Raw genomic sequence first — 22,458 nt, 5'->3', positions numbered from 1 at the left:
TGCGTCATTGGATCATCCCTTCCCTGTTGTCGCGCAGCGCCGTTTGGCGTTGAAGATCAGAGTACATCCGTGCACTGAAGTCGCATCGGTCTCGACCGCGCCGGGGGATCCGGCGCACGCCTGAGCACTCGCGTCCGCATGGAGCGGTCGTGTGGGCGCGGCGCTCGAGCGGTCGGTAGGCTGCGGCGATGCGGTTTCTCTCGACTCGCGAACGCGACGGTGGGGTGATCGGAATGACGAGCAGCCTGGATCGCTGGCTGGTCGGCCGCAGTGCGCGCGTGCGTGCGACTCCTGCGGACCGGGCATTGAAGGCATTGAGCACCGCCGCCGACAAGAGTCGCTTGTGGATGGCGCTCGGGGCGGTCCTGTTCGTCGCCGGAGATCGCTCGGCCCGGCGCGGCGCGGTGCGCGGGTTGCTCGCGCTGAGCATCGCCAGCGGCGTGGCCAACGGTGTGGCCAAGCCGCTGTTCCCGCGCCGTCGTCCGCCGGACGAATCCGTTCCGTTCGTGCGCAGGCTGGTCGCGCCGCCGGTCTCGTCATCGTTCCCCTCCGGGCACGCGGCCTCCGCCGCGGCCTTCGTGACGGGCTTGGCGCTGGAATCGCCCGCGGCGGCCGTCGCGGTGGCCCCGGTCGCCGCCGCGGTGGGATATTCGCGTGTGCACATCGGCGTGCACTGGCCCTCCGATGTGGTCGCGGGCGCGCTGTTCGGTAGCGCGGTCGCGCTGGTCACTCGGCGGTGGTGGGCGGTGCGCGACGACGAACCCGCCGCGCTCGGTCCGGTCGAACACATCGACCCGCTGCCGAAGGGCGCCGGATTGCTGCTGGTCGGCAATCCGCACGCGGGATCGGGCGATGGCGACGACGCGCTCGCCGACCTGCGTGAGCGACTGCCCGCCGCCGAGGTGCTGGAACTGGGCGGCGACGATTTCGAGGAGCGGGTCGACGAACTAATGAGGCGCGACGACCTCCGCGCTCTCGGCGTCGTCGGCGGGGACGGAACGGTGTCGGCCGTCGCGGAGTACGCGGTCCGTCACCGGTTGCCGCTGGCGGTATTCGCGGGTGGCACGCTGAACCACTTCGCCAGGGACGCCGGAGTGGAGCGGACCGACGTGACCGTCGCCGGGCTGGAAGCGGGCGAAGCGGTGCGGGTCGACGTGGCGGGTGTCTGTTTGGACGGCGCCGAGCAGCGCACCTTCGTGAACACCGCCAGTCTCGGCGGTTATCCCGATTTCGTCCGTGTTCGCGAGCGCTGGGAACGGCGGATCGGCAAATGGCCCGCGGCGGGAATCGCCATGGTGCGCGTGCTGTTCCGCGCCCAGCCGCTGCACGTCACCGTCGATGGCGCCCACACCGCGCTCTGGATGCTGTTCGTGGGCAACGGCACCTACCACCCGGCCGACCAGATCCCCATGTCGCGTCCGGAGTTGCGCGGCGGCACCCTCGATGTCCGTTACCTGCGCGCCGATGTCCCGTTCTCGCGGCTGCGGCTGGTCTTCGCGACGTTCACCGGCACGCTGGAGTATTCGCCCACCTATCGGCACCGCAGGGTTTCCCGGGTGGATGTGCGGGTCGCCGAGGAGGCGGTGTCGCTGGCCACCGATGGCGAGGTCGACCATCGCGGCAAGGACTTCCGATTCACCAGCGGACCGTCGGCGCTGATGCTGATCAAGCGTGGGCGCGCGGGGAACTCGCAGCGAAATACATAACGAATAGCTATCAGATAGCTGTGTCGTCGCTTCTGGCGCGGCGTGTCGGCGAATTGGGTACTGAGCCTGGTTTGGTCGAGGAATGTACGGGTAGTTGCCATCATGTAGCTGATCATTTCCGGTCTCGTCTGGGGCCGGGCACATGCACTACTGGCAGGAGCACGTCATGCTCGATGTTTCCTACCGTCGATCGCTGCTCGACCAGGACACGCAGCGGCTGGACGTCAGCCGGTATCTGACGTGTGACAGCGCCGAGGACCCGGTGCGGCTGTCGCGCAGAACGCAGCGCGTCGTCGCGAGCCCCGACGTCACGGATCGACCCACCAGCGATTGAACTGCTTTTCCCAGCACGCGCGGTGGACAGCCGCGTTCTGTCGAGCTGCGCATCGCACGGACGAACTGCGGAGGAACCCATGACTGAAATGCTGGAAACGCTCATCGGCAGCTCGGTGTACGGCCCCGAAGGCGAGAAGATCGGCAAGGTCAAACGGGTCTACGTCGACAACAATTCCGGATCGCCCACCTGGATCGCGGTATCCACCGGTCTGTTCAGCGCCGACGCGTTGGTCCCGCTTGCGGGCGCCGAGCATCGCCCCGAGGCGGCCGTGTTGCAGGTGCGAGTCGGTAAGGACGCGGTCAAGGCCTCGCCGCAGCTGGACCACAACGGGCAGATCAGCCCACAGGCCGAGCAGGAACTGTTCGACCATTATCAGATCGATCCGGATCAGTCCGCCTGGGATGTCTACGGCAGGCAGCCGGTGCCGCAGCCGCCGCGCACCCGCCCCGCGATGACCCGCCCGCCGGAGCGGCGAACCGGGGAGCCGGGAGGCGTCGCCACTGCGCGTATGCGGAACAATACGGGTCCGGACGAGGAGACGTTGCGGATGCCGGCGTCCGGCGATCGGTCGCGCATGGGCCTGGATCCGATGGTCGACCCCTACGCGGTCGATACTGCCGATCTCGGTATGCGGGAACCGGATGGCATGCCGCACGACGATCCTCTGGCCGGCGAGTTGCCGGACGCCGAGCCCCGCTGATCGGCTCGTCCTCGACGATGGTGTGCGCGTCCTCCGACGCGCACACCATCGTGGCGTGTTCGGGACGGGAGATCTTCGGTCGGCGGCGAAACCCCGATCGCCGCGCGACAAGCGGGGCGCCGGCCTAAGGGGGAACCCTGATTTACACCCCGAAATGCCTCCCCACCTGGTGATTTCCGCTGATCCAAGTGCCATGCTCGAAGCGGAAACCGACTTCTTGGAGGCATCGAAATGTTGTGGAAGATCATCGGCATCGTCGCGGTCGTCTGGATCGCGCTGGCCGTCATCGGCGCGCTGATCAAAGGCCTGTTCCCCATCCTGGTGATCAGCGCCATCGTGTTCGGGCTGTACCTGCTGTACAAGGCGGTCTCGGGCTCGGACAAGTCGACGGTGAGCAAGCTGTAGCGAGCGGTGCCGCGATGCGGGTGTGATCGACCTCGAAGGGGTTGTGGCAGGCTAGGCGGATGCGAGTAGCCGTCGTCGCAGGGCCCGATCCCGGTCACGCGTTCCCCGCTATCGCGTTGTGCTCGAAATTCCTGGCCGCCGGTGACGAGCCGGTCCTGTTCACCGGTCCGCGGTGGTTCGACGCCGCGCTCGCCGCCGGAATCGGGGTGCGCAGACTGAAGGGCCTGGCGCCGCGACCGGTGGACGACGACGCCGACGCCGGGCAGCGCATCCACGAGCGGGCGGCGCACATCTCTACCGAGATCCTGCCCGAATTGAGCGCCATGCTGCCCGAACTGGTGATCTCCGACGTCCTGACCGCGGGCGGCGGCATGGCCGCGGAACGGCTCGGCGTCCCCTGGGTTGAGCTGTCCCCGCATCCGCTGTACCTGCCGTCGAAAGGGTTGCCGCCCATCGGAAGCGGGCTCGCGCCCGGTTCGGGTCTGCGCGGTCGGGTGCGCGACGGCGTACTGCGCGGCATGACCGCACGCGCGCTGCGGAGCGGGCGTCGCCAGCGGGAGCGGGCGCGCGAGAGCGTCGGCCTGCCTGCGGTCGATCCCGGGCCCGCCGCGCGCCTGATCGCCACCCTGCCCGCGCTCGAGGTACCGCGCCCCGACTGGCCGGAATCCGCCCACGTGATCGGCCCGCTCCTGTGGGAGCCGACCGACGCGATCCTGGACCTGCCGCCCGGGGACGCGCCGCTGGTCATGGTCGCGCCCTCGACCGCGCACACCGGTGTGGCGGGCATGGCCGAGACCGTCCTGCGGGCGTTGGAGGGAACCGGTGTCCGCGTGGCCATTTCGATGCTGGACACGCCGCCCGCCGATCTTCCGCCATGGGCCACGGCGGGGTTGGGGCGGCAGGACGAACTGCTGACCCACGCGTCCGTCGTCGTCGGCGGCGGCGGTCACGGCCTGCTCGCCAAAACGCTGTCCGCCGGCGTCCCGATCGTCACCGTTCCCGGCGGCGGCGACCAGTGGGAGCTGGCCAATCGCGCGGCGCGACAAGGTAGTTCGATCGTCGTCCGGCCGCTTTCACCCGAGGCCGTCCGTGCCGCGGTCGGTGCGATCCTCGCCGACCCGCGCTACACCCGAGCGGCGAGGGAGGCCGCCGCCACGCGCGATTTCCCGGACCCGGTCGCCCTGTGCCACCAGGTCTGTTACGCCGTCCAACCCTGACCGGAGCGGGTGCCGGGCGTGCCCCTGACCAGCGAACGCGGGGGACGGGAGTAAGTTCGGGACGGTGCGGTTGACCGAGTTTCAGGAACTGTTGCACACCGAGTTCGGTGTGGCCCGCGGCGACGCCCTGCTGACCGACCACGTGATCCCGGCGTTGGGCGGGCGCACCGGCGCCGCCGCCATCGAGGCCGGAACCGATCCCCGCGACGTCTGGCGCGCCCTGTGCGCCGAATTCGATGTGCCGAGGACGCGCTGGTGAGCGCCCCCGGGCAGGTGGAGCGCGACGAGCCGCTGTACCGGTTCGACGAGCGGCAGCGGATGATCCCGCACGACCCGGAACGTTTGGCGGTCCGGGTGGCGCAGGCACACCCCGACGACTTCGCGAGCTACCGGCAGACCGGCATCGAATTGATGCTGCTCGGCCGCTACGACGAGGCGCTCGACCACCTCGATCGCGCGCTCGAACTGGTGGACACGGAGCGGCGCCGGATCACCGTGTGGATCAACTTGGGCGACGTCTACCGCTATCGCGGCGACGCGGGCACCGCGGAGACGTTGTACCGCCGCGCCGTGGAACACGCGCGGGTAGCCGCGCCGGAGGTGCTCTCGTTCGCCGTGCAGCACCTGGGCAAGGCGCTCGCCGAACGGAACCACCTGGCCGAGGCGCGCGAACTGCTGGCCGAGGCGATGCGGCTGCGCGTGGTCGAGGGCGATCCCGAGGAGATCGAAGCCACCCGCACCGCGCTGGACACGCTGGGCGAGCTGCCGATTCCGTTGCCGCCCACCGTCGCGGCGTTGTTCGGCGAGGTGCCGAGCTGGTCGGACGAGCACGAGGGCATGAGCGGTGGTGTGGTGCGCGTCGACGGCGCCTACTGGCTCAAACGCGGTCCGAAGGCCGTCGCCGAGTATCGGCGGCTCACCTGGCTGCGTGAGCGCGGGATCGCCGTGCCGGAGGTGACGGCGTTCGAGGACGACGTGCTGGTGCTCGCGGACGTGGGCGCGCCCAGCTTGTCGGCGGGCTCCGGCGGCGCTCACGCGGCCTCGATCGGCGCCGTGCTCGGCGCGCTGTTGCGCCGGCTGCACAGCATTCCGGTCGGCGAGTGCCCGTTCGACGGACGCCTGGACGTCGTGCTGGCGCGGGCGCGCCGCAACGTGGTCGAAGGTCTCGTCGACGCGGACGATTTCGACGACGACAACGCCGGGTCCACCCCCGCGGAGATCCTCGAGCGGCTGCTGGCACAGCGGCCGGAGCGTGAGGATCTGGTGGTGGCGCACGGTGATTTCACCCCGCCGAACGTGCTGGCGAACGGCGTCCTCCTCGATGTCGGCGGGCTCGGTGTTTCCGACCGTTACCGTGATCTGGCGCTCGCCGTCCGCGACCTGCGCGCGGATTTCGGCGAAGCGGAGGTGACGGCCTTCTTCGCGGCCTACGGACTGGCCGAGCCGGACGAGAGCCGCTTGACGTATTACCGGCTGCTCGACGAATTGTTCTGAGCCTCAGGGTTTTCGCGCGTAGTGCCGCGCCGCTTTGGTGCGGTTGCCGCAGGTGGCCATGGAGTGCCAGCGGCGGGTTCCGTTCTTCGAGGTGTCGTAGAAGAACAGCACGCACTCCGGATGCGCGCATTGGCGGATCCGATCGGGTGCGGTGCGCAGCAGCTCCAGCAGATTGTCGGCAGCCAGCCAGCCGGGCAACCAAGCTTGCTCCGGGACGTCCACCAGGTCGGCGGGCCCGGACGCGGTGAGCGCGCGGCGGACGCGGCCGTGTTCCAGCACGTCGTTGAGTCCGGCGGGGGAAGCGTGCACCACCACGTCGTAGATGGCGGTCCGGGCGGTCAGCACCGCGTTCAAGGTGGCTTCGTCGGCGGTCGCGCGATCGGTGAGGCCCGCCGACGCCAGCCAGGTGTGCAGGCCGGTGACATCGGTGAGCAGGTCCTGTGGTCCGTGCTCGATCCATCTCGTGTTCAGCAGATCGAGCGCCAGGGGTTCACCGAGGTGGGGGCGTGGATCGGGCATGCCCGAGGGTACCGAGTGGGCGCCGTCGTCCACGGCCGTCACCTCCTTTCTAACCGTTGAAAATTATTTAGATGGTTGACACCATTGTTCCCGGGTCGGTACGTTCTAACCAGTGAAACCGCATAAGGCGGTTGAATCTTCCGAGGAGGAACTCATGACCACGGTTGCCGCGCCTCAGCTCAGCACCGGGCACATCGGCCTGAACGTCTCGGATCTGGATCGTTCGGTGGACTTCTACCGCCGGGCCCTTGGTTTCGAACAGCTCGCCGCGAGCGCCGACGAGCAGCGCCGTTGGGCCTTCCTCGGTCGCGACGGCAAGCTGGTGGTCACGCTGTGGCAGCAGAGCGGCGGCGCGTTCTCCACCGAAACGCCTGGGCTGCATCATCTTTCGTTCCAGGTCGACAGCATCGACGAGGTACGCGCGGTGGAACGGGTGCTGCGTGAACTCTCGGTCACCTTCGCCCACGACGGCGTGGTGGCGCACGGCGAGGGCGTCGCCTCCGGTGGGATCTTCTTCACCGATCCCGACGGCATCCGGCTGGAGGTGTACGCGCCCAGTGGCGCGGAATCCGCTCCCGCGCCCAGCGGTGCGGCACCGACCTGCGGCTTCTTCTGATCCGGCCGCGTAGCGAAGGGAGTATCGCGATGGAGGCGTTCCACCGCGGGGAGGTCGCCGTGCAGCGCCGGATGGGGCAGGCGGACATCGCCGGACGGGTCGGTCGCATGATCCGCGCCGATATCCCCGCGGTCGCGGCCGAGTTCCTGGCCGAACAGCGGATGGTGGTGCTCGCCGCCGCCGACGCGGCGGGCAGGCTGTGGGCGAGCGAGCTGGTCGGGCAGCCGGGATTCGTCCGAGCGGTGGACGACCGGACCATTTCGATCGGCACCATGCCCGCTGCCGCCGACCCGCTGCACGAAGCGCTGACCCGCCGGTCTCGCGTCGGCATGATCGCCCTGCAACCGCAGCGGCGCAGGCGGATGCGCGTCAATGGGAGGTCCGCGCCGGAGGACGCGGGCGTGCGCATAGTCACCGATCAGGTGTACTCGAATTGTCCCAAGTACATCTCCCGCCGGGACGTCGCGAGCTACACGCCCGGCGCTACGACGCCCGCGGTGCGTCGCGGTGTCGAATTGGATGCCGAGCAGCGGTCCGCGATCGCCTCGGCCGACACGTTCTTCGTCGCGACCGCGGACGAGGAAGGCAACGCCGACGCCTCGCATCGCGGCGGGAATCCCGGCTTCCTGCAAGTGCTCTCGCCTACGCGGCTGCGCTGGCCGGACTATCGGGGCAATTCGATGTTCATGACGCTCGGTAACCTCGCGGTCAACCCCCGCTGCGGGATCCTGATCCCGGACTGGTCCACGGGCGCCACGTTGCAGCTCACCGGCACGGCCGAGTTGGTCTGGGCAGCCGAGACCTTCACGGCGGGCGCGCAGTGCTCCCTCGATTTCACCATCGAAGAGGTGGTCGAGCGATCCACGGGAGCGCTGCGATGGGGCCCTGCCGAACTTTCTCCCGTGAATCCCTGAGACTTCGAGAAAAGGAGTTGTCCCATGCGACCTCCGCTACCCCCGTTCGACGCGGAATCCGCCGAAGCCAAGGTGCGGGCTGCGGAAAACGCCTGGAACACGCGCGATCCCGAACGGGTCGCCGCCGCGTACACCGAAGATTCGGTGTGGCGCAATCGCGACGAGTTCTTCACCGGCCGTGACGCCATCGTCGAGTTCCTCACCAGGAAGTGGTCCATCGAGAACGGCTACGCGCTGCGCAAGGATCTATGGGCCTTCCACGGCAACCGCATCGCCGTGCGGTTCCAGTACGAATGGCACGACGAGTCCGGCCGGTGGTTCCGCAGCTACGGCAACGAGCAATGGGAGTTCGCGCCGGACGGGCTGATCTCCCGGCGTGAGGCCAGCATCAACGATGTCCCGATCGGGGAATCCGAGCGGCGCATCTTCGGGCCACGCGAGCCTGGTGACGAGTCGGTGCTGCCGCAGCGTTAGGGCCGCCGGGGCACGGGAAACGGCGGCGCCCGTCCGGGACGCCGCCGTCTCTTCGTGCCGGATCGCGATCAGGCGGCGACGGCCTGCCGCTCGGCTTCGGGCGATCCGGCGTCCGCGCGCTTCCGGTGGAACAGTCCGAACGCGACCAGTCCGAATCCCATGCCCACCGCCGCCGCGATGCCGAACGCCGCGTCGAGCCCGGCGACGAAGTGCGGCGACGTCATCGGCTGCGCGGCGTCGGCCACCCCGCGGAAGACGGTGCCGAGCACCGCGACGCCGAGCGCTAGGCCCAGTTGCCGGGCAGTGTTCACCGCACCCGCGGCGGTGCCCGCTTGCTCCGGGGCGACCGCCGCCATGCCGACCGAGACCAGCGCGGGCGCGTTGACGCCGATCCCGATGCCGATCACCACGAATCCCGGGATCAGCGCGACCCAGGAGGACTCGGCGCCGACGATCATCAGCAGCCAACTGCCCAGGCCGACCACCACCAACCCCGCGCCGATGGTCCATTTCGGCGCGACATCGTGCAGCAGCCGACCGAAGGCGCCCGCCACCACGAACGCGGTCGCGGCCATCGGGAGCATCGCCAGACCCGCGTGCAGGGGCGACATGCGCAGTTGCTGTTGCAGCCACAGCGAGACCAGGGGAGTGCTCGCGAACGCGGCGAACGTCTGTCCGGACGCGCCGAACAGGGTCGCGCCGAAATCGCGGTTGCGCAGCAGTGCCAAGGGGAACATCGGTGCGGCGCCGCGCGCTTCGACCCAGCCGAAGATCGCGGTCGCGGCGGCGCCCAGCGCGAACGCCGTCACCGCGGCCGCGTCCGTCCAGCCGTGCTCGCCGCCGCGGATGACACCGTAGGTGACCGCCGTCGCCGCGGTCGCGAAGGCCAGCATGCCCGGCAGGTCCACCGCTCGGCCCACGCGCCGCTGGACGGGCGGGAACACGGTGGCGGTCAGCCCGATCGCCAGCACGGCGATGGGCAGGTTGACGAAGAAGATCCAGCGCCACGACAACGCCTCGGTGAGCACGCCGCCGAGCACCACTCCGATGCCCGCCGCCGCACCGGACACCGCGCCCCAGACGCCGAAGGCGACGCCGCGGTCACGGCCGGTGTAGGTGGCGTGCAGCAGCGACAGCGTGGTGGCGAACATGGCCGCGCCGCCGACGCCTTGCAGCGCCCGCGCCGCGACGAGGGCCGCCGCGTTCTCGGCGACGCCGCACCCGAGCGACGCGATCGCGAAGACGACCAGTCCGGCCAGGTAGGCGTGCTTCGCGCCGACCCGGTCGGCGAGCGAGCCGAGCACCAGCAGCAGCGCCGCCAGCGCCAAGGCGTAGCCGTCCACCACCCACTGCAAGCCGGACAATCCGGTGTCCAGATCGGCGGCGATATCCGGCAGGGCGACGTTCACGATGGTGACGTCGATGAGCAGCATCAGCGTGCCGAGGCACGCGGCGAACAGGGGGAGCCATTTCCTCACGGGAGCCTCCACGGCGGATTCGAATGATTTCGACGCCAAGCGTGCGGCAATCGGACGGATCCGCCTAGCCACAGCGGCAATTGCGTTAGATTCCTCCTGTGCGCGACGATGGCCCGAGGGAATCTTCTGATCTGGATGTCCTGGACAAACAGATCGTGCACGCGCTGGTTCACGACGCCCGGATGCCGTTCGCCCGGCTGGGCGGCGCTCTCGGCGTCTCCGAGCAGACGGTGGCGCGGCGTTACCGCGCGCTGCGGCAATGCGGCATCCTGCACGTGGCCGGACAGGTGAACGCGGCGCCGCTCGGTCACGCGCGCTGGGTGCTGCGCTTGAAATCGACACCGGACAAAGCGCTGCGGCTGGCCGAATCCCTGTCCCGGTTCCCGGATCTGAGCTGGGTGACCCTGCTGTCCACCGGCTCCGAGGTGACCTGCGTGGGCAGGCCGCGCTCGATCGAGCGGCGCGACGCGCTGCTGTTGCAGATCCTGCCGCGCGCCCCGCAAGTGCTGGCGCTGACCGCGTACGAGGTCATCCATCGTTTTCCGCTCGACGAGGAGTGGCCGCGCTATCGGCACCTGCTCACCGCCGCCCAGCTCGACGCACTCGGCCCCGCCCGGCCCCGGACCGCGGACGCGGGACCGGACGCACCGGTGCATCTTTCGGCGGCCGACGAGGCGATGCTCACGCTGCTCGGCCGGGACGGGCGCGCTCCGTACGCCCAGCTCGCGGCCGAAACCGGGTGGACAGCGCCGCGAGTCGCGCGGCGCATGGCCGAGCTGACCGCGGCGGGCGTGCTGTACTTCGACGTCGATTTCGCGATCGAGCGGATGGGCTACGGCGTGCGCGGCGCGCTCTGGCTGCGCGTGCGGCCCGCCGATCTGGACGCGGTGGGGCGCGCGCTGGCGACGCACCAGGAGATCGTGTTCGTCGCCGCCACCACCGGGCCGTCCAATGTGTTCGCTTCGATCATCTGCCGCGACACCGCGGATCTCTACCGGTACGTGACCGAGCGCCTCGGCGCGCTGGACGGGATCACCGACGTGGAAGTGACGCCTTCCCTGCGCGTGCTCAAACAGGCGCAGACGCTGCTGGACACCGACCGGATCGCCCTGGTGCGCTGATCGCGCGGCGTTCGCCGGAGAGGGCGCGAGCGGTGTGCTGCGCGCCGGGCGCGTCGCTTGACTCGAACACCTGTTCGTCTAGGCTGGTCGCCAGAACTTGTCGGTGCCGCGCTCTACTGTAGGCGCCAACCACAGAACGAGACTTACCCGTCGAAAAGGGGAGCAGGACCATGGCACCACAGGCGTACGACCGGGACAAGGCGCTCGAACTCGCGCTGGCCCAGGTGGAGAAGAGCTTCGGCAAGGGCGCCGTCATGCGCCTCGGCGAGGAGGCGCGCCAGCCCATCTCGGTGATCCCCACCGGCTCGATCGCGCTCGACGTGGCGCTGGGCATCGGCGGCCTGCCGCGCGGCCGCATCGTCGAGATCTACGGCCCGGAATCCTCGGGTAAGACCACCGTGGCGCTGCACGCGGTGGCCAACGCGCAGGCCGCGGGCGGCGTGGCGGCGTTCATCGACGCCGAGCACGCGCTCGATCCGGACTACGCCCGCAAGCTGGGCGTCGACACCGACGCGCTGCTGGTCTCCCAGCCCGACACGGGTGAGCAGGCGCTGGAGATCGCCGACATGCTGGTGCGCTCCGGCGCCATCGACATCATCGTCATCGACTCGGTGGCCGCGCTGGTGCCGCGCGCCGAGATCGAGGGCGAGATGGGCGACAGCCACGTCGGTCTGCAGGCCCGCCTGATGAGTCAGGCGCTGCGCAAGATGACCAGCGCGCTGAACAATTCCGGCACCACCGCGATCTTCATCAACCAGCTGCGCGAGAAGATCGGCGTGATGTTCGGCTCGCCGGAGACCACCACCGGCGGCAAGGCGCTGAAGTTCTACGCGTCGGTGCGCCTGGACGTGCGCCGCATCGAAACGCTCAAGGACGGCAGCGACGCGGTGGGCAACCGCACCCGCGTGAAGGTCGTGAAGAACAAGGTCTCCCCGCCGTTCAAGCAGGCCGAGTTCGACATCCTCTACGGGCACGGCATCTCCAAGGAGGGCTCGCTCATCGACATGGGTGTCGAGCAGGGCTTCATCCGCAAGTCCGGCTCCTGGTACACCTACGAGGGCGATCAGCTCGGCCAGGGCAAGGAGAACGCCCGCAAGTTCCTGCTGGAGAACGTCGACGTCCGCGACGAGATCGAGAAGAAGATCAAGGAGAAGCTCGGCATCGGCGCCGACGTGACGGCCGATGCGGCCGCGGAGGTGCCCGCCGATTTCTGAGCCGACGCACAGCCGTCGCTCGCCCGGAACGGGTCCGGCCGATTCCGGGCGGCCACGGGCCGACGCGGTGCAGGAGATGCGGCGTCGGCTGGAAGAACTCTTGTCCGCTTCCGGTTCGCCAGACGGTGCCCGGTCCCGCGGACAGGATGCCGAGCTCGTCCGGAGGGCCGAAGGTGGTTCGGTTGCGCCGGACACCATGGGAACTCGGCCGGGCGCGTCCGATCCGCAGCGGGCGCGCCCGGCTGGGTCCCGTCGTGGTCCCCGGGGTGCGCGGGCGCGTATCGGCTCGGCCTCGGCCGACTCCGGTCTCACCGAAGGACCAACGGCCGATCCGGGAGCGGCCGGATCCGAAGCCGGAACGGTCGAACAGGCGAAGGAGGCGTGTCTCCGATTGCTCGCCGTTCGCGCCCGCAGCCGTGCCGAGCTGGCTCAGCGTCTGGCCGCCAAGGGGTACTCGGCCGAAGTGAGCGAACGGGCGCTCGATCGCCTCGGCGAAGTGGGTCTCGTCGACGACGCCGCCTTCGCCGAGCAATGGGTGCACTCCCGGCACACCTTCTCCGGTAAAGGCAAGCAGGCGCTCGCGCAAGAACTTCGGCGCAAGGGCGTCGCGCAATCGGATGCCGTGGCCGCCCTCGACGCCATCACCACCGACGACGAGGAAACCCGCGCCGCCGAGCTGGTCCGCCGCAAATTGCGCTCTCTGCCGCGAGATCTGGACCGGGACAAGATGATTCGCCGCCTCGTCGGCATGCTCGCCCGCCGTGGCTACGGTCAGTCCACGGCGTATCGGGTGGTCAAGGCCGAACTGGCCGATCAGGGGTTCGAGGGCGATCTCGACGAGACCATCGACTGAACTCGCCCATGCGGCTCCCGGCGATCGGAGCCGTGCTTCACCAGGTCGAGGCGTTGTCGTATACCTGAGGCAGTCGAACCAAGCGAGTTGGTGGAAGTTCGTCGGCGGTACCGACCTCACCGGAATCGGCACGGTCACCGCTGCCGAAGCGATGTGTGGTCGTGCGGGGGAGCGCGCACGGTGGGCGCCGACCGGATCCGGCCCGGTGGGGGGAAGCCCTATCCCGCTCACAACTGCGCTCCACGCCGGTCGGCTGTGCGGGATACGGATGGTCGGTGTGCGGCTACTGCTCGGGGTACGGCCCGGCGCAGCCGCCGTGCTAGCGAAAACGCGGGCGACTACGGCGTTTTCGATCGGTTTGCTGATTGTCGCTGCTCGGACAGCCGATCGGGGCCCGGCCCGCGGCGGTCGAGGTCTGTACCCTTCGTACCGCCGCGGCGGAGGTGCAACGCTGCGCGGGTTTCGGGTGCGGCATCGTCGGTCTACACCTCTCCTGTATCGGCGGATAGACCGGCGGCCTCGATACCCGCCACGGCGGCGCGTTCGTCCTCCAAGGAAGTCGCGGCCCCAGTCGAACCGACCGCGCCGAGAATCCCGCCCGCCGAGTCCCGGATGAAGACACCGCCGGGGACATCGAGGATGCGCCCTTCGGCGAGCGCGGCCACCGACGTGAAGAAGGTCGGCGCGGCCGCCGCGCGGCGGGCGATCTCGCGGTTGGAGACGCCGAGGCCGAGCACGCCCCAGGCCTTGGCGATCGCGATCTGTGGTCGCAGGATGCCGGAGCCGTCCTGGCGTTGTAACGCGACGAGATGGCCGCCGGGATCCAGAACCGCCACCGTGAGCGGGTCGAACCCGTGCGCGGCGCCGTAGGCCAGCGCCTCGCTAACGATGAGCGTCGCGCGTTCCAGCGTGATCGAGGTCGTGGTAACCGTCATTTCCTACTCCTGTGTCGAGGACTTTCGGATTGCGTTGGCTACAGGTCAATGCCGCGAGCACGAGCCCCGCACCGGCGACCTGCGGCCAGGTGACGCGTTCTGCGCCGGCCGCGACGGCGAACACCGCCGCCGCCACCGGCACCGCGAACATGAAGACCATCGTTTGCGCCGACCCCACCCGCCGCACGCCCCAGTACCACGCCACGAGGCCGTAAATGGTCACGGCCAGCACGGAAAAGGCCAGTGATACCAGGGTTGTTCCGGAAAGCCTCGGCGCATCGCGCGGCGGTGCCAGTGCGGACGCCGCGGGCAGCAGTACCGCGGCGCCGATCACCGAGGCCCACGCCGTCACCCGCAGGGGGCTGTGATCGACCAGCAGGGGGCGGGTGACGACCGGGTAGGCGCCCCACAGCGCGGACGCGACCAAAGCGGCCAGATCCCCGAGCGCGCGGTTCGGCGCCGCGTGGCCCGCCTCGCGGCCGAGGACGACCAGGACCACGCCTGCCATCGCCACGCACGCGCCGATCAGCACGGCGGCGCGGACGGGCTCACCGCTCAGCCGCGCGAGCAGCGCGGTCCAGAACGGCGACAAAGCGATCAGGATGGCGGACTCGGTGACCGTGGTGAGCACCACCGCGGCGCTGAAGGCCAGCTGATACGCCACGATGCCGATCGCGGCCGACAGCGCCAGCCGCGGCCACCACCGGCGCGCGATGGCGGGCCTGCCCTCCACGGCGCACGCGAGGACCAGCAGCAGTGGCGCGGCCGCGGCGAAGCGGATCGCGTTGAAGGTCACCACGTCCAGTTCGCGCAGACCCCAGCCGGTGACCGTGTAGCTGGCGCCCCATACGGTGCTCACCGAGGCGAGCACCCAGGTCGCGCGATCAAGCCGCACGCGGCACGCTCACCTGATCCAGCACTTGGCGCACCGACTCCAGCGCCGATTGCAGCGCGCCTTGGATCCAGGCGTGCGCGACCGAGAGATGCTCGCCTGCGAAGAACACCCGCGGCGCCGGATGCGGATGCGGTGCGCCGATTTCCGCGAGGTAGCGCGCGTGCTGTCCCGGCGCCAGGTAGGCGAACGCCCCGCCGCCGATGCCGACCTGCTCGTCCCAGGCCCAGTGCACGACGTCGTCGACGACGGCGGTCAGGCCGGGATGCAGCTGTTCGAGCGAGGCGAGCACGATTCTGGTGCGGTCGGTCTCGGGCAGCGCCGCGAACCGCCGGGCGTTGTTCTCCCACAGGTAGGCCGCGGTGAGCACGGCCGGTGCGTGCGAGCGCTCGGGATCCGCCGCACTCCAGCGGGCCGACTCGGGGGCGAGCCGGGCGTTGTCGGACGGGTACCACACCTGCTGGATCGGCAGATCGGTGAAGCTGCCGCCGCCGAAGATCCCGTCGACGTGCTCCCAGTGCCGCGCACGGACGTGGACGAGGGTCTTCGTGCTGCTGGCGTAACTGATGCCGCGGATCGCCTGCCGCTGGGGCGCGGGCAGCGCGGGGGAGATGTCGATCTGATCCAGGCCGGGCGCGGGTACCGCGCAGATCACGAAGTCGACTTCGTCGGTGAACGCCGCGCCGTGCCGCTCGCCGCGCAACCGCACGCCGTCGCCGGTGACGTGCAGTTCGGTGATGCGAGTGGCCAGCCGCAGGCTGCCCGGGCGCAGCGCGTCGGTGAAACCGCGGATGAGCGCATCGGTGCCGTCCACCAGCTCCAGTTGGTCGACATTGAACAACCCGAAGTAATCCACGAGCACTTCCAGCAGCGAGGCGTGCTCGTAGTGCAGCAGCCCGCTGGCATGCCCGATCAAATCCCAGGCGTCCGGCGAGAGGCGTTGCCGGGTGAACTGCCACAGCGAGGTCGCCGCGAGCCGGTCCAGCTCCGGGTCGGCCACGTCACCGGCCAGCAGGGCCTTGCGCCGATGATCGCCGAGACCCTGCCAGGCGGCGCGCAGCAGCCGCTCGAGCACCAGTAGCGGGTCGGTGCGCTCGGCCTCCTCCAGCTGGTAGGCGGGCAGCACCTGTTCCACCTGGGACCTGCGCACCCGACGGCCCCGCAGCAGGTAGTACGCATCCGGATTCGCGTTGACGAAAGGCCTGGTGGCCAAGCCGAACTCGTCGACGTAGTGCAGCGTGCAGTGATGGTTGCCCGGGATCCGCATCGCACCGAGTTCACCGTGGGTGCCGTCCCAGAACCGCCAGGTGCGGACCCGCCCACCGGGGCGTGCCGTGCGCTCATAGACGGTCACGTCCAGACCGTGGCGTTGCAGCTCGTAGGCGGCGGCCAGACCGCTCGCGCCCGCGCCGATCACCGCGACCCGTGCGGGGCCCGCGTTCCCGGGGTGGCGCAGTTCGCCGGGGAAGGAGAAGGACTCGTCGAAGAGAAGGTCGGAGGTACGGCTGGTCATCGATCAACTCCCGCAGGTATGACGCGCTGATGACCGTCCCACCGGTGGAATACCGGGGATCGGCGTATGCCTACGAGATTGACGGGACGCCGCCGAGGGCACGAGTGTTGCGCTCAGCTCGAGCACAACACTCCGGCACCCGTGCGGAATTGCCGCGCGCTAGCCAGTTCGCTTGCGCGGCAAGGTTTCCGCAGCCCGGCTCAGGGCTTCTGGCCGAGGTCGACGCCGGGCGCGGCATCGGTGATGACCGAGTCCGCGGCGAGGACCGCGCCGCCGCCCTTTCCGCGCTTGCGCGCCCGCAGCTGCCGTTCCAGCCTGGTCGCCACCAGCGTCAGCGCGCTGTTGAGCGCGATCATGACGATCGCGATGACGATCAGCGCCGGAATCGTGTTCTGTTCGGCCGCGCCGAGTTGCTGGCCGGAGCGCACGATTTCGACGTAGGTGATCTGGTAGCCCAGCGCCGAGTCCTTGAGCGCGACCACCATCTGTGAGACCAGCGCGGGCAGCATGGCCGTGATCGCCTGCGGCAGCAGGATCAACCGCATCAGCTGGTTCTTGCGCATGCCCAGCGCGACGGCCGCCTCGGTCTGCCCCTTCGGCAGCGAGCGGATGCCCGCGCGCACGATCTCCGCGATGACCGAGCCGTTGTAGACGGTCAGCGCCGTGACCACCGCGGCGAGCGCGAGATCCTCGGACTGGAACACGTCGTACTGGGAGTACACCGCGAACAGGAAGATCATCAGGATCAGCACTGGGATGGCGCGCGCCACCTCGACGACGGTGCCCGCGACCCAGCGCACCACGCGATGGTCCGACAGCCGCAAGACGCCGAAGATCATGCCGATGATCAGCGCGAACACGATGGACAGCAGCGCGGCGACGACGGTGCCGCGCAGACCGGGCAGCAGGTAGGTCGACCAGACCTCCGCCTCCAGGAACGGCTTCCACTTCTCCGCGGTGAATTGCCCCTTGTCGGCGAAACCGCGATAGAGCACCCAGCTCGTCGCGGCCACGGCGACCACGACCAGCAGCGAGTAGACGTTGTTGCGCAGCCTCGCCTTCGGGCCCGGCGCGTCGAACAGGACCGAAGCGCCTGCGCTCATCGGGACACCTCGTATTTCTTGGCCAGCCAGCCGAAGAACAGGCCGGTCGGCAGGGTCAGGATCACGAAGCCGAGCGCGAAGATCGCGCCGATCGCCAGCACCGCGGCCTCGGTTTCGGTCATCTCCGCCATCAGGGTCGCCGCTTCGGCGACGCCGATCGCCGAGGCGATGGTGGAGTTCTTGGTCAGCGCGATCAGCACGCTGCCCAGCGGGGCGATCACCGAGCGGAAGGCTTGCGGCAGCACGACCAGCCGCAGGTTCTGCAGGAAGCCGAATCCGAGCGAGCGGCCCGCCTCGGACTGGCCCATCGGCACGGTGTTGATGCCCGCGCGCAGCGACTCGCAGACGAAGGAGGCGGTGTAGATGCTCAGGCCGACGACCGCGAAGCGGAAGTTGTTCTGGGCCAGCGAGTTCGGGCCCTCGCCGGCGAGGCGCCAGCCCATTGTCGTGTAGAGGCCCAGCGACATGAACACGATGATCAGCGTGAGCGGAGTATTGCGGAAGATGGTGACGTAGGCGGTGCCGACCCAGCGGGCGACCGGCACGGGGGACACGCGCAGCGCCGCGACGACGGTGCCGAGGATCAGCGCGCCGACCGCGGACAGCACGGTCAGCTGGATGGTCACCCAGAAGGCTTCGAGGATTTGGCTGTCGTACCTCGAGATCAGGTCGAACACGGCGGACGCGTTCCTCCGATCGGGTCGCGATGGTCAGGGGAGGTGCGGCGGGTGGCCCGGCCCGGTCGGGGACGGGCCACCCGTGCTGAGGCGAACGGTGCGGACGCTCAGTACCGATTCACCGTCGGCGGCTGCGGGGCCTGGTAGCCCGAGGCGCCGACGGTCGAGTCGAACGCCTTCTTCCAGGAACCGTCGGCGATCATCGCCTCGATCGCGTCGTTGATCTTGTCGCGCAGTTCCTTGTCGCCCTTCTTCGACCCGATGCCGTAGTTCTCGGTGGTGAACGGCTTGCCGACCACCTTGAACGCGCCGCTGCTCTGCGCCGCGTAACCGGCCAGGATGATGTCGTCGGTGGTCACCGCGTCCCAGGATCCGGCGCGCAGGCCCTCGAGGCAGAGCGAGTAGGTGTCGTTGGTCTGCAACTGCGTGTCGGGGAAGTTCTTCTCGATGTTCTGGGCTGGGGTGGAGCCCTTCACCGAGCAGACCTTCTTGCCCTTCAGGTTGTCCGGGCCGTTGATGTCGGTGTTGTCGGCGCGCACCAGCAGCGACTGTCCCGCGACGTAGTACGGACCGGCGAAGTCGACCTTCTCCTTGCGCTTGTCGTTGATCGAGTAGGTGGCGACGATGTAGTCGACCTGTCCGTTCTCGATCAGGGTCTCACGCTGCGGCGACGGCGCTTCCTTGAACGTGATGTCGTTCGGCTGCACACCCAGTTTCCCGGCGACGTACTTGGCCACTTCGACGTCGAAGCCGCTGTAGGACCCGTCCTTGTTCCGCAGGCCCAGACCCGGCTGGTCGAACTTGATGCCGATGGTGAGCTTGCCGTCCTTGGCGTGATCCAGGGCGGACTTGTCGCCGCCGCCGCCACACGCGGTGGCGGTCGCGGCGGCGAGTGTCAGGGCGATCGCCCCGACACCGATGCGCAGAGCGCGATTGATCCTCATCGAGTTCCTTCTCCCTATCCAGTGGGTGTGCTGGCCGCTGTGTCCGGCAGGTCAGTGGCTCAAGATCTTGCCCAGGAAATCCTTCGCTCGCTCGGACTTCGGGGCGGTGAAGAAGGTGTCCGGCGTCGCGTCCTCCACCACCTGGCCGTCGGCCATGAACAGCACCCGATTCCCCGCGCGGCGCGCGAAGCCCATCTCATGGGTGACGACCAGCATCGTCATCCCGTCCTTGGCCAGCGACACCATGACCTCGAGCACCTCGTTGACCATCTCCGGGTCCAGCGCGGAGGTCGGCTCGTCGAACAGCATCACCTTCGGGTTCATCGCCAGCGCCCTGGCGATGGCGACGCGCTGCTGCTGGCCGCCGGACAGCTGCGCCGGGTACTTGTCGGCCTGATCGGCGATGCCGACCCGGTCGAGCAGCTCCATGGCGCGGGTCCGGGCGGCGTCCTTCTTGATCTTGCGGACCTTGACCGGCGCGAGCACGACGTTCTCGAGGATCGTCTTGTGCGCGAAGAGATTGAAGGACTGGAAGACCATGCCGACGTCGGCGCGGAGCGCGGCCAGCGCGCGGCCCTCGGCGGGCAGCGGGACACCGTCGATGGCGATGTCGCCGGAATCGATCGGCTCCAGCCGGTTGATGGTGCGACACAGCGTCGACTTGCCGGATCCCGAGGGGCCCAGCACGATGACGACCTGCCCTTTGGGGACCTCGAGGTTGATGTCCTTGAGTACGTGCAGGTCGCCGAAGTGTTTGTCCACTTTGCGCATCAAGATCATCGGTGGGCCGCTGGTGGCGGCGTTGACGGCCCCGGCAGAGGCGTCCCCGGTCGTGGCGGGCGCGGCGTCGTCGTCGGTCATGGTCATGACCTTAGGCAAAAATCGGAAATTTGCCCGACTTTCGGCGACACACCCTCTCGCCACGCCGATTCGACATGTGCGCGTAACTTCGCGGTTCCTCCGTCGTCGGCGGTGGACCGCCCCGAGCCTGCGTCGATGCCCGCGAAAGCCACCGGAGGCCGCCCCGTACCCTGGACGGGTGGATTCGATCGGACAGGCAGTGTTGTCTCCCGCGCCCGCCGAGGGCACAGCACGCAGTTACGAGGTCCGCACCTTCGGTTGCCAGATGAACGTGCACGATTCCGAACGCTTGTCGGGTTTGCTGGAGGACGCGGGCTACGTGAAGGCCGCGCCCGGCGCGACGGCCGACCTCGTCGTCTTCAACACCTGCGCGGTGCGCGAGAACGCCGACAACAAGCTCTACGGCACGCTCGGCCACCTCGCGCCGATCAAGGCGGGCCATCCGGGCATGCAGATCGCCGTGGGCGGCTGCCTGGCGCAGAAGGACCGCGACGTCGTGGTGCGCAAGGCGCCGTGGGTGGACGTGGTCTTCGGCACCCACAACATCGGTTCGCTGCCGGTGCTGCTGGAGCGGGCGCGGCACAACAGGGAAGCCCAGGTGGAGATCCTGGAGTCGCTGGAGGCGTTCCCGTCCACCCTGCCCGCCAAGCGCGAATCCGCCTACGCGGGCTGGGTTTCCATCTCGGTCGGCTGCAACAACACCTGCACCTTCTGCATCGTGCCGTCGCTGCGCGGCAAGGAGGTCGACCGCCGCCCCGGTGACGTGCTCGCCGAGGTGCGGGCGCTGGTGGATCAGGGCGTGCTCGAGGTGACGCTGCTCGGCCAGAACGTGAACTCCTACGGCGCCTCGTTCGCCGACCCGGACGAACCCCGCGACCGCGGCGCGTTCGCCAAGTTGCTGCGCGCGTGCGGACACATCGACGGCTTGGAGCGGGTCCGGTTCACCTCGCCGCACCCGGCGGAGTTCACCGACGACGTGATCGAGGCCATGGCCGAGACCCCGAACATCTGCCCGCAGCTGCACATGCCGCTGCAGTCGGGTTCGGACCGGGTGCTCAAGGCGATGCGCCGCTCCTACCGCAAGGCGCGCTACCTCGGCATCATCGACAAGGTGCGCGCCGCGATGCCGCACGCCGCGATCACCACCGACATCATCGTCGGCTTCCCCGGCGAGACCGAGGAGGATTTCCAGGAGACCCTGGACGTGGTCCGGCAGGCGCGTTTCACCAGCGCGTTCACCTTCCAGTACTCCAAGCGGCCCGGTACGCCCGCCGCCGACATGCCCGATCAGCTGCCCAAGGCCGTGGTCCAGGAGCGCTACGACCGGCTCATCGCGTTGCAGGAGGAGATCTCCTTGGCGGCCAATCGAGAGCTGGTCGGCACCGAGGTGGAATTGCTGGTAGCCGAGGGCGCGGGCAAGAAGAACGCCGCCACCGCGCGCATGAGCGGCCGCGCCCGCGACGGCAGGCTGGTGCACTTCCGCCCGGGCGGCACGGCCGAGCCGATCCGCCCCGGCGATCTGATCACGGTGGACATCACCGCCGCGGCGCCGCACCACTTGGTCGCCGATGCCGCGATCAAGACCCACCGCCGTACCCGCGCCGGTGACGCGCACGAGCGCGGCGTCACCCCGAAGACCGCGCCGATCGGCGTCGGGCTCGGACTGCCTCGCATCGGCGCACCCGCCCCGGAACCCGCGGCCGCGAGCTGCTCGACCGGCTGCGACGCATGACCGCGAGCCCGCAGGACAACGACGACGCCACCCGTGGCGCCGATGGATCTGTCCCCGCGTCCGGCGACGACCAGCGCGGCGCGTCCGCGGCCGACCGGGGGCGCGAGCCGGCGAGCCCCGACGCAGACGAACGAAACGAGGATTCCGTGAGCTCGGTCGAGAGCACCGCCGATTTCGAACAGTTCCGCGACGATCTCGACGCCGTCGAGCGCAAGATCGCCGGTGAGATCGATCCCGGCGTCCGCGCGATGGTCGTGGCAGGCGCGGTGTTCCTGCTGCTGGCCTCGCTGGTGCTGTCGCACGCCGGCGCGGCGCGCGGCTTCGACGTGCTGCTGAACACCGACGTCGCGCGGGCCGAGCACATCGGGCTGCCCTCGCGGATCTTCGTGTGGTTCGTCGTGGTGTTCGGCATCGGCTTCTCGATGCTGGCGCTGATGACCCGCCGCTGGGTGCTGGCTTGGGTCGCGGTCGCGGGCAGTGCCGTGGCGGCCGTGTTCGGCGTGCTGTCCATCTGGCACCGCCAGACGCCCGGGCTCGGCAACTACGTCGGCGCGGGCCCCGGCCTCGGCCTGATCCTCGGCGCGATCGTGACCGTCGTGCTCACCTTCCACTGGATCCGGGTGGTGTGGAGCCGCACCGCGCTGCACTTGGCCGCGGAGGAGCAGCGCCGCAACGCCGCCGCGGCGGCGGAGGAACGCGACCGTCGTCGGCTCATGGGCGATTCCTGACCGGCTCTTTCCATACGACAGCGGC

At 69.4% G+C, this 22,458-nt stretch carries 24 protein-coding genes; 15 read left to right on the top strand and 9 right to left on the bottom strand.

Annotation, left to right across the window (positions count from 1 at the left end):
* Positions 1–188: 188 nt before the first annotated feature.
* The 7 genes from ACWESM_RS01535 (at position 189) to ACWESM_RS01505 (ending at position 5,859) form a co-directional block, all read left to right on the top strand.
* Entirely contained in the window at positions 189–1,706 is a 1,518-nt protein-coding gene (locus tag ACWESM_RS01535) for a phosphatase PAP2 family protein (protein ID WP_452490683.1), read from the top strand.
* A 166-nt stretch (positions 1,707–1,872) separates the two neighbouring features.
* Positions 1,873–2,040, top strand: a complete 168-nt coding sequence (locus ACWESM_RS01530) for a hypothetical protein (RefSeq protein WP_355070207.1) — start codon at positions 1,873–1,875, stop codon at positions 2,038–2,040.
* 79 nt (positions 2,041–2,119) lie between these two features.
* Positions 2,120–2,743: a PRC-barrel domain-containing protein gene (locus tag ACWESM_RS01525; RefSeq protein WP_355070209.1), complete on the top strand. Its 624-nt coding sequence runs from the start codon at positions 2,120–2,122 to the stop codon at positions 2,741–2,743.
* Positions 2,744–2,974: 231 nt separating this feature from the next.
* Positions 2,975–3,148, top strand: a complete 174-nt coding sequence (locus ACWESM_RS01520) for a hypothetical protein (protein ID WP_355070211.1) — start codon at positions 2,975–2,977, stop codon at positions 3,146–3,148.
* Positions 3,149–3,207: 59 nt separating this feature from the next.
* Positions 3,208–4,365 carry a glycosyltransferase gene (locus ACWESM_RS01515; RefSeq protein ID WP_364426851.1) on the top strand — a complete coding sequence of 386 codons (1,158 nt, stop codon included), beginning with the start codon at positions 3,208–3,210 and terminating at the stop codon, positions 4,363–4,365.
* A 64-nt stretch (positions 4,366–4,429) separates the two neighbouring features.
* Positions 4,430–4,624, top strand: a complete 195-nt coding sequence (locus ACWESM_RS01510; RefSeq protein WP_355070215.1) for a DUF3046 domain-containing protein — start codon at positions 4,430–4,432, stop codon at positions 4,622–4,624.
* Positions 4,621–5,859: a phosphotransferase gene (locus ACWESM_RS01505; protein WP_452490680.1), complete on the top strand. Its 1,239-nt coding sequence runs from the start codon at positions 4,621–4,623 to the stop codon at positions 5,857–5,859. The genes ACWESM_RS01510 and ACWESM_RS01505 overlap by 4 nt, the downstream gene beginning before the upstream one ends.
* Before the next feature lie 3 nt (positions 5,860–5,862).
* Here ACWESM_RS01505 and ACWESM_RS01500 read toward each other — a convergent pair whose 3' ends face one another.
* Entirely contained in the window at positions 5,863–6,378 is a 516-nt protein-coding gene (locus tag ACWESM_RS01500; RefSeq protein WP_356962441.1) for a CGNR zinc finger domain-containing protein, read from the bottom strand.
* Between the two features lie 154 nt (positions 6,379–6,532).
* Between ACWESM_RS01500 and ACWESM_RS01495 the strand changes: the two genes are divergently transcribed.
* From ACWESM_RS01495 to ACWESM_RS01485, 3 genes are read left to right on the top strand one after another with little or no spacing between them, the layout of a single operon-like run.
* Positions 6,533–6,994 (top strand): VOC family protein, encoded by a 462-nt coding sequence (locus ACWESM_RS01495; protein ID WP_355070219.1) that lies wholly within the window; start codon positions 6,533–6,535, stop codon positions 6,992–6,994.
* 29 nt (positions 6,995–7,023) lie between these two features.
* Positions 7,024–7,908: a pyridoxamine 5'-phosphate oxidase family protein gene (locus ACWESM_RS01490; RefSeq protein ID WP_452490678.1), complete on the top strand. Its 885-nt coding sequence runs from the start codon at positions 7,024–7,026 to the stop codon at positions 7,906–7,908.
* 24 nt (positions 7,909–7,932) lie between these two features.
* Entirely contained in the window at positions 7,933–8,382 is a 450-nt protein-coding gene (locus ACWESM_RS01485) for a nuclear transport factor 2 family protein (protein WP_452490676.1), read from the top strand.
* Between the two features lie 68 nt (positions 8,383–8,450).
* Here the strand turns inward: ACWESM_RS01485 and ACWESM_RS01480 are convergent, their stop codons facing one another.
* The gene (locus ACWESM_RS01480) at positions 8,451–9,860 is read right to left on the bottom strand and encodes an MFS transporter (protein ID WP_364426840.1); all 1,410 of its coding nucleotides are present in this window, start codon (positions 9,858–9,860) and stop codon (positions 8,451–8,453) included.
* A gap of 98 nt (positions 9,861–9,958) precedes the next feature.
* Here ACWESM_RS01480 and ACWESM_RS01475 point away from each other — a divergent pair, with 98 nt between their 5' ends.
* The 3 genes from ACWESM_RS01475 (at position 9,959) to recX (ending at position 13,048) form a co-directional block, all read left to right on the top strand.
* A complete protein-coding gene (locus ACWESM_RS01475; protein ID WP_355070227.1) occupies positions 9,959–10,981 on the top strand; it encodes an Lrp/AsnC family transcriptional regulator in 1,023 nt (340 codons plus the stop codon).
* Between the two features lie 170 nt (positions 10,982–11,151).
* Positions 11,152–12,195 carry a recombinase RecA gene (gene recA / locus ACWESM_RS01470; protein WP_039799269.1) on the top strand — a complete coding sequence of 348 codons (1,044 nt, stop codon included), beginning with the start codon at positions 11,152–11,154 and terminating at the stop codon, positions 12,193–12,195.
* 196 nt (positions 12,196–12,391) lie between these two features.
* Positions 12,392–13,048, top strand: coding sequence for a recombination regulator RecX (gene recX / locus ACWESM_RS01465; protein WP_452490673.1), 657 nt, complete (start codon positions 12,392–12,394; stop codon positions 13,046–13,048).
* A 482-nt stretch (positions 13,049–13,530) separates the two neighbouring features.
* Here the strand turns inward: recX and ACWESM_RS01460 are convergent, their stop codons facing one another.
* The 7 genes from ACWESM_RS01460 to ACWESM_RS01430 form a co-directional block, all read right to left on the bottom strand.
* Entirely contained in the window at positions 13,531–13,983 is a 453-nt protein-coding gene (locus ACWESM_RS01460; RefSeq protein WP_355070229.1) for a GlcG/HbpS family heme-binding protein, read from the bottom strand.
* Complete coding sequence (locus ACWESM_RS01455; RefSeq protein WP_452490671.1) at positions 13,931–14,878, bottom strand: DMT family transporter; 948 nt, start codon at positions 14,876–14,878, stop codon at positions 13,931–13,933. Before ACWESM_RS01455 ends, ACWESM_RS01460 begins: the two co-directional genes overlap by 53 nt.
* Positions 14,868–16,388, bottom strand: a complete 1,521-nt coding sequence (locus tag ACWESM_RS01450) for a flavin monoamine oxidase family protein (protein WP_452490669.1) — start codon at positions 16,386–16,388, stop codon at positions 14,868–14,870. The genes ACWESM_RS01455 and ACWESM_RS01450 overlap by 11 nt, the downstream gene beginning before the upstream one ends.
* Before the next feature lie 200 nt (positions 16,389–16,588).
* A complete protein-coding gene (locus tag ACWESM_RS01445) occupies positions 16,589–17,491 on the bottom strand; it encodes an amino acid ABC transporter permease (RefSeq protein WP_452490667.1) in 903 nt (300 codons plus the stop codon).
* A complete protein-coding gene (locus ACWESM_RS01440) occupies positions 17,488–18,168 on the bottom strand; it encodes an amino acid ABC transporter permease (protein ID WP_355070237.1) in 681 nt (226 codons plus the stop codon). Before ACWESM_RS01440 ends, ACWESM_RS01445 begins: the two co-directional genes overlap by 4 nt.
* 107 nt (positions 18,169–18,275) lie before the next feature.
* Positions 18,276–19,112: a glutamate ABC transporter substrate-binding protein gene (locus ACWESM_RS01435; RefSeq protein WP_355070239.1), complete on the bottom strand. Its 837-nt coding sequence runs from the start codon at positions 19,110–19,112 to the stop codon at positions 18,276–18,278.
* A 51-nt stretch (positions 19,113–19,163) separates the two neighbouring features.
* The gene (locus ACWESM_RS01430) at positions 19,164–19,892 is read right to left on the bottom strand and encodes an amino acid ABC transporter ATP-binding protein (protein ID WP_355071010.1); all 729 of its coding nucleotides are present in this window, start codon (positions 19,890–19,892) and stop codon (positions 19,164–19,166) included.
* 259 nt (positions 19,893–20,151) lie between these two features.
* Here ACWESM_RS01430 and miaB point away from each other — a divergent pair, with 259 nt between their 5' ends.
* Together miaB and ACWESM_RS01420 are read left to right on the top strand one after the other, a co-directional pair.
* The gene (gene miaB / locus ACWESM_RS01425) at positions 20,152–21,705 is read left to right on the top strand and encodes a tRNA (N6-isopentenyl adenosine(37)-C2)-methylthiotransferase MiaB (RefSeq protein ID WP_356961491.1); all 1,554 of its coding nucleotides are present in this window, start codon (positions 20,152–20,154) and stop codon (positions 21,703–21,705) included.
* Positions 21,702–22,433 (top strand): Rv2732c family membrane protein, encoded by a 732-nt coding sequence (locus ACWESM_RS01420; RefSeq protein ID WP_397276037.1) that lies wholly within the window; start codon positions 21,702–21,704, stop codon positions 22,431–22,433. Before miaB ends, ACWESM_RS01420 begins: the two co-directional genes overlap by 4 nt.
* Positions 22,434–22,458 lie beyond the last annotated feature (25 nt).

This window comes from Nocardia sp. NPDC003999, assembly GCF_053604885.1.
Note: the sequence above shows the minus strand (reverse complement) of the source record. Positions and strands in the feature narration are given on the sequence as shown.

Excerpts from the sequence above, each read along its gene's own strand:
- ACWESM_RS01535 (WP_452490683.1), top strand. The coding sequence starts at position 189 with ATGCGGTTTCTCTCGACTCGCGAACGCGACGGTGGGGTGATCGGAATG.
- ACWESM_RS01530 (WP_355070207.1), top strand. The coding sequence starts at position 1,873 with ATGCTCGATGTTTCCTACCGTCGATCGCTGCTCGACCAGGACACGCAG.
- ACWESM_RS01525 (WP_355070209.1), top strand. The coding sequence starts at position 2,120 with ATGACTGAAATGCTGGAAACGCTCATCGGCAGCTCGGTGTACGGCCCC.
- ACWESM_RS01520 (WP_355070211.1), top strand. The coding sequence starts at position 2,975 with ATGTTGTGGAAGATCATCGGCATCGTCGCGGTCGTCTGGATCGCGCTG.
- ACWESM_RS01515 (WP_364426851.1), top strand. The coding sequence starts at position 3,208 with ATGCGAGTAGCCGTCGTCGCAGGGCCCGATCCCGGTCACGCGTTCCCC.
- ACWESM_RS01500 (WP_356962441.1), bottom strand. The coding sequence starts at position 6,378 with ATGCCCGATCCACGCCCCCACCTCGGTGAACCCCTGGCGCTCGATCTG.
- ACWESM_RS01495 (WP_355070219.1), top strand. The coding sequence starts at position 6,533 with ATGACCACGGTTGCCGCGCCTCAGCTCAGCACCGGGCACATCGGCCTG.
- ACWESM_RS01490 (WP_452490678.1), top strand. The coding sequence starts at position 7,024 with ATGGAGGCGTTCCACCGCGGGGAGGTCGCCGTGCAGCGCCGGATGGGG.
- ACWESM_RS01485 (WP_452490676.1), top strand. The coding sequence starts at position 7,933 with ATGCGACCTCCGCTACCCCCGTTCGACGCGGAATCCGCCGAAGCCAAG.
- recA (WP_039799269.1), top strand. The coding sequence starts at position 11,152 with ATGGCACCACAGGCGTACGACCGGGACAAGGCGCTCGAACTCGCGCTG.
- recX (WP_452490673.1), top strand. The coding sequence starts at position 12,392 with ATGGGAACTCGGCCGGGCGCGTCCGATCCGCAGCGGGCGCGCCCGGCT.
- ACWESM_RS01460 (WP_355070229.1), bottom strand. The coding sequence starts at position 13,983 with ATGACGGTTACCACGACCTCGATCACGCTGGAACGCGCGACGCTCATC.
- ACWESM_RS01450 (WP_452490669.1), bottom strand. The coding sequence starts at position 16,388 with ATGACCAGCCGTACCTCCGACCTTCTCTTCGACGAGTCCTTCTCCTTC.
- ACWESM_RS01445 (WP_452490667.1), bottom strand. The coding sequence starts at position 17,491 with ATGAGCGCAGGCGCTTCGGTCCTGTTCGACGCGCCGGGCCCGAAGGCG.
- ACWESM_RS01435 (WP_355070239.1), bottom strand. The coding sequence starts at position 19,112 with ATGAGGATCAATCGCGCTCTGCGCATCGGTGTCGGGGCGATCGCCCTG.
- ACWESM_RS01430 (WP_355071010.1), bottom strand. The coding sequence starts at position 19,892 with ATGATCTTGATGCGCAAAGTGGACAAACACTTCGGCGACCTGCACGTA.
- ACWESM_RS01420 (WP_397276037.1), top strand. The coding sequence starts at position 21,702 with ATGACCGCGAGCCCGCAGGACAACGACGACGCCACCCGTGGCGCCGAT.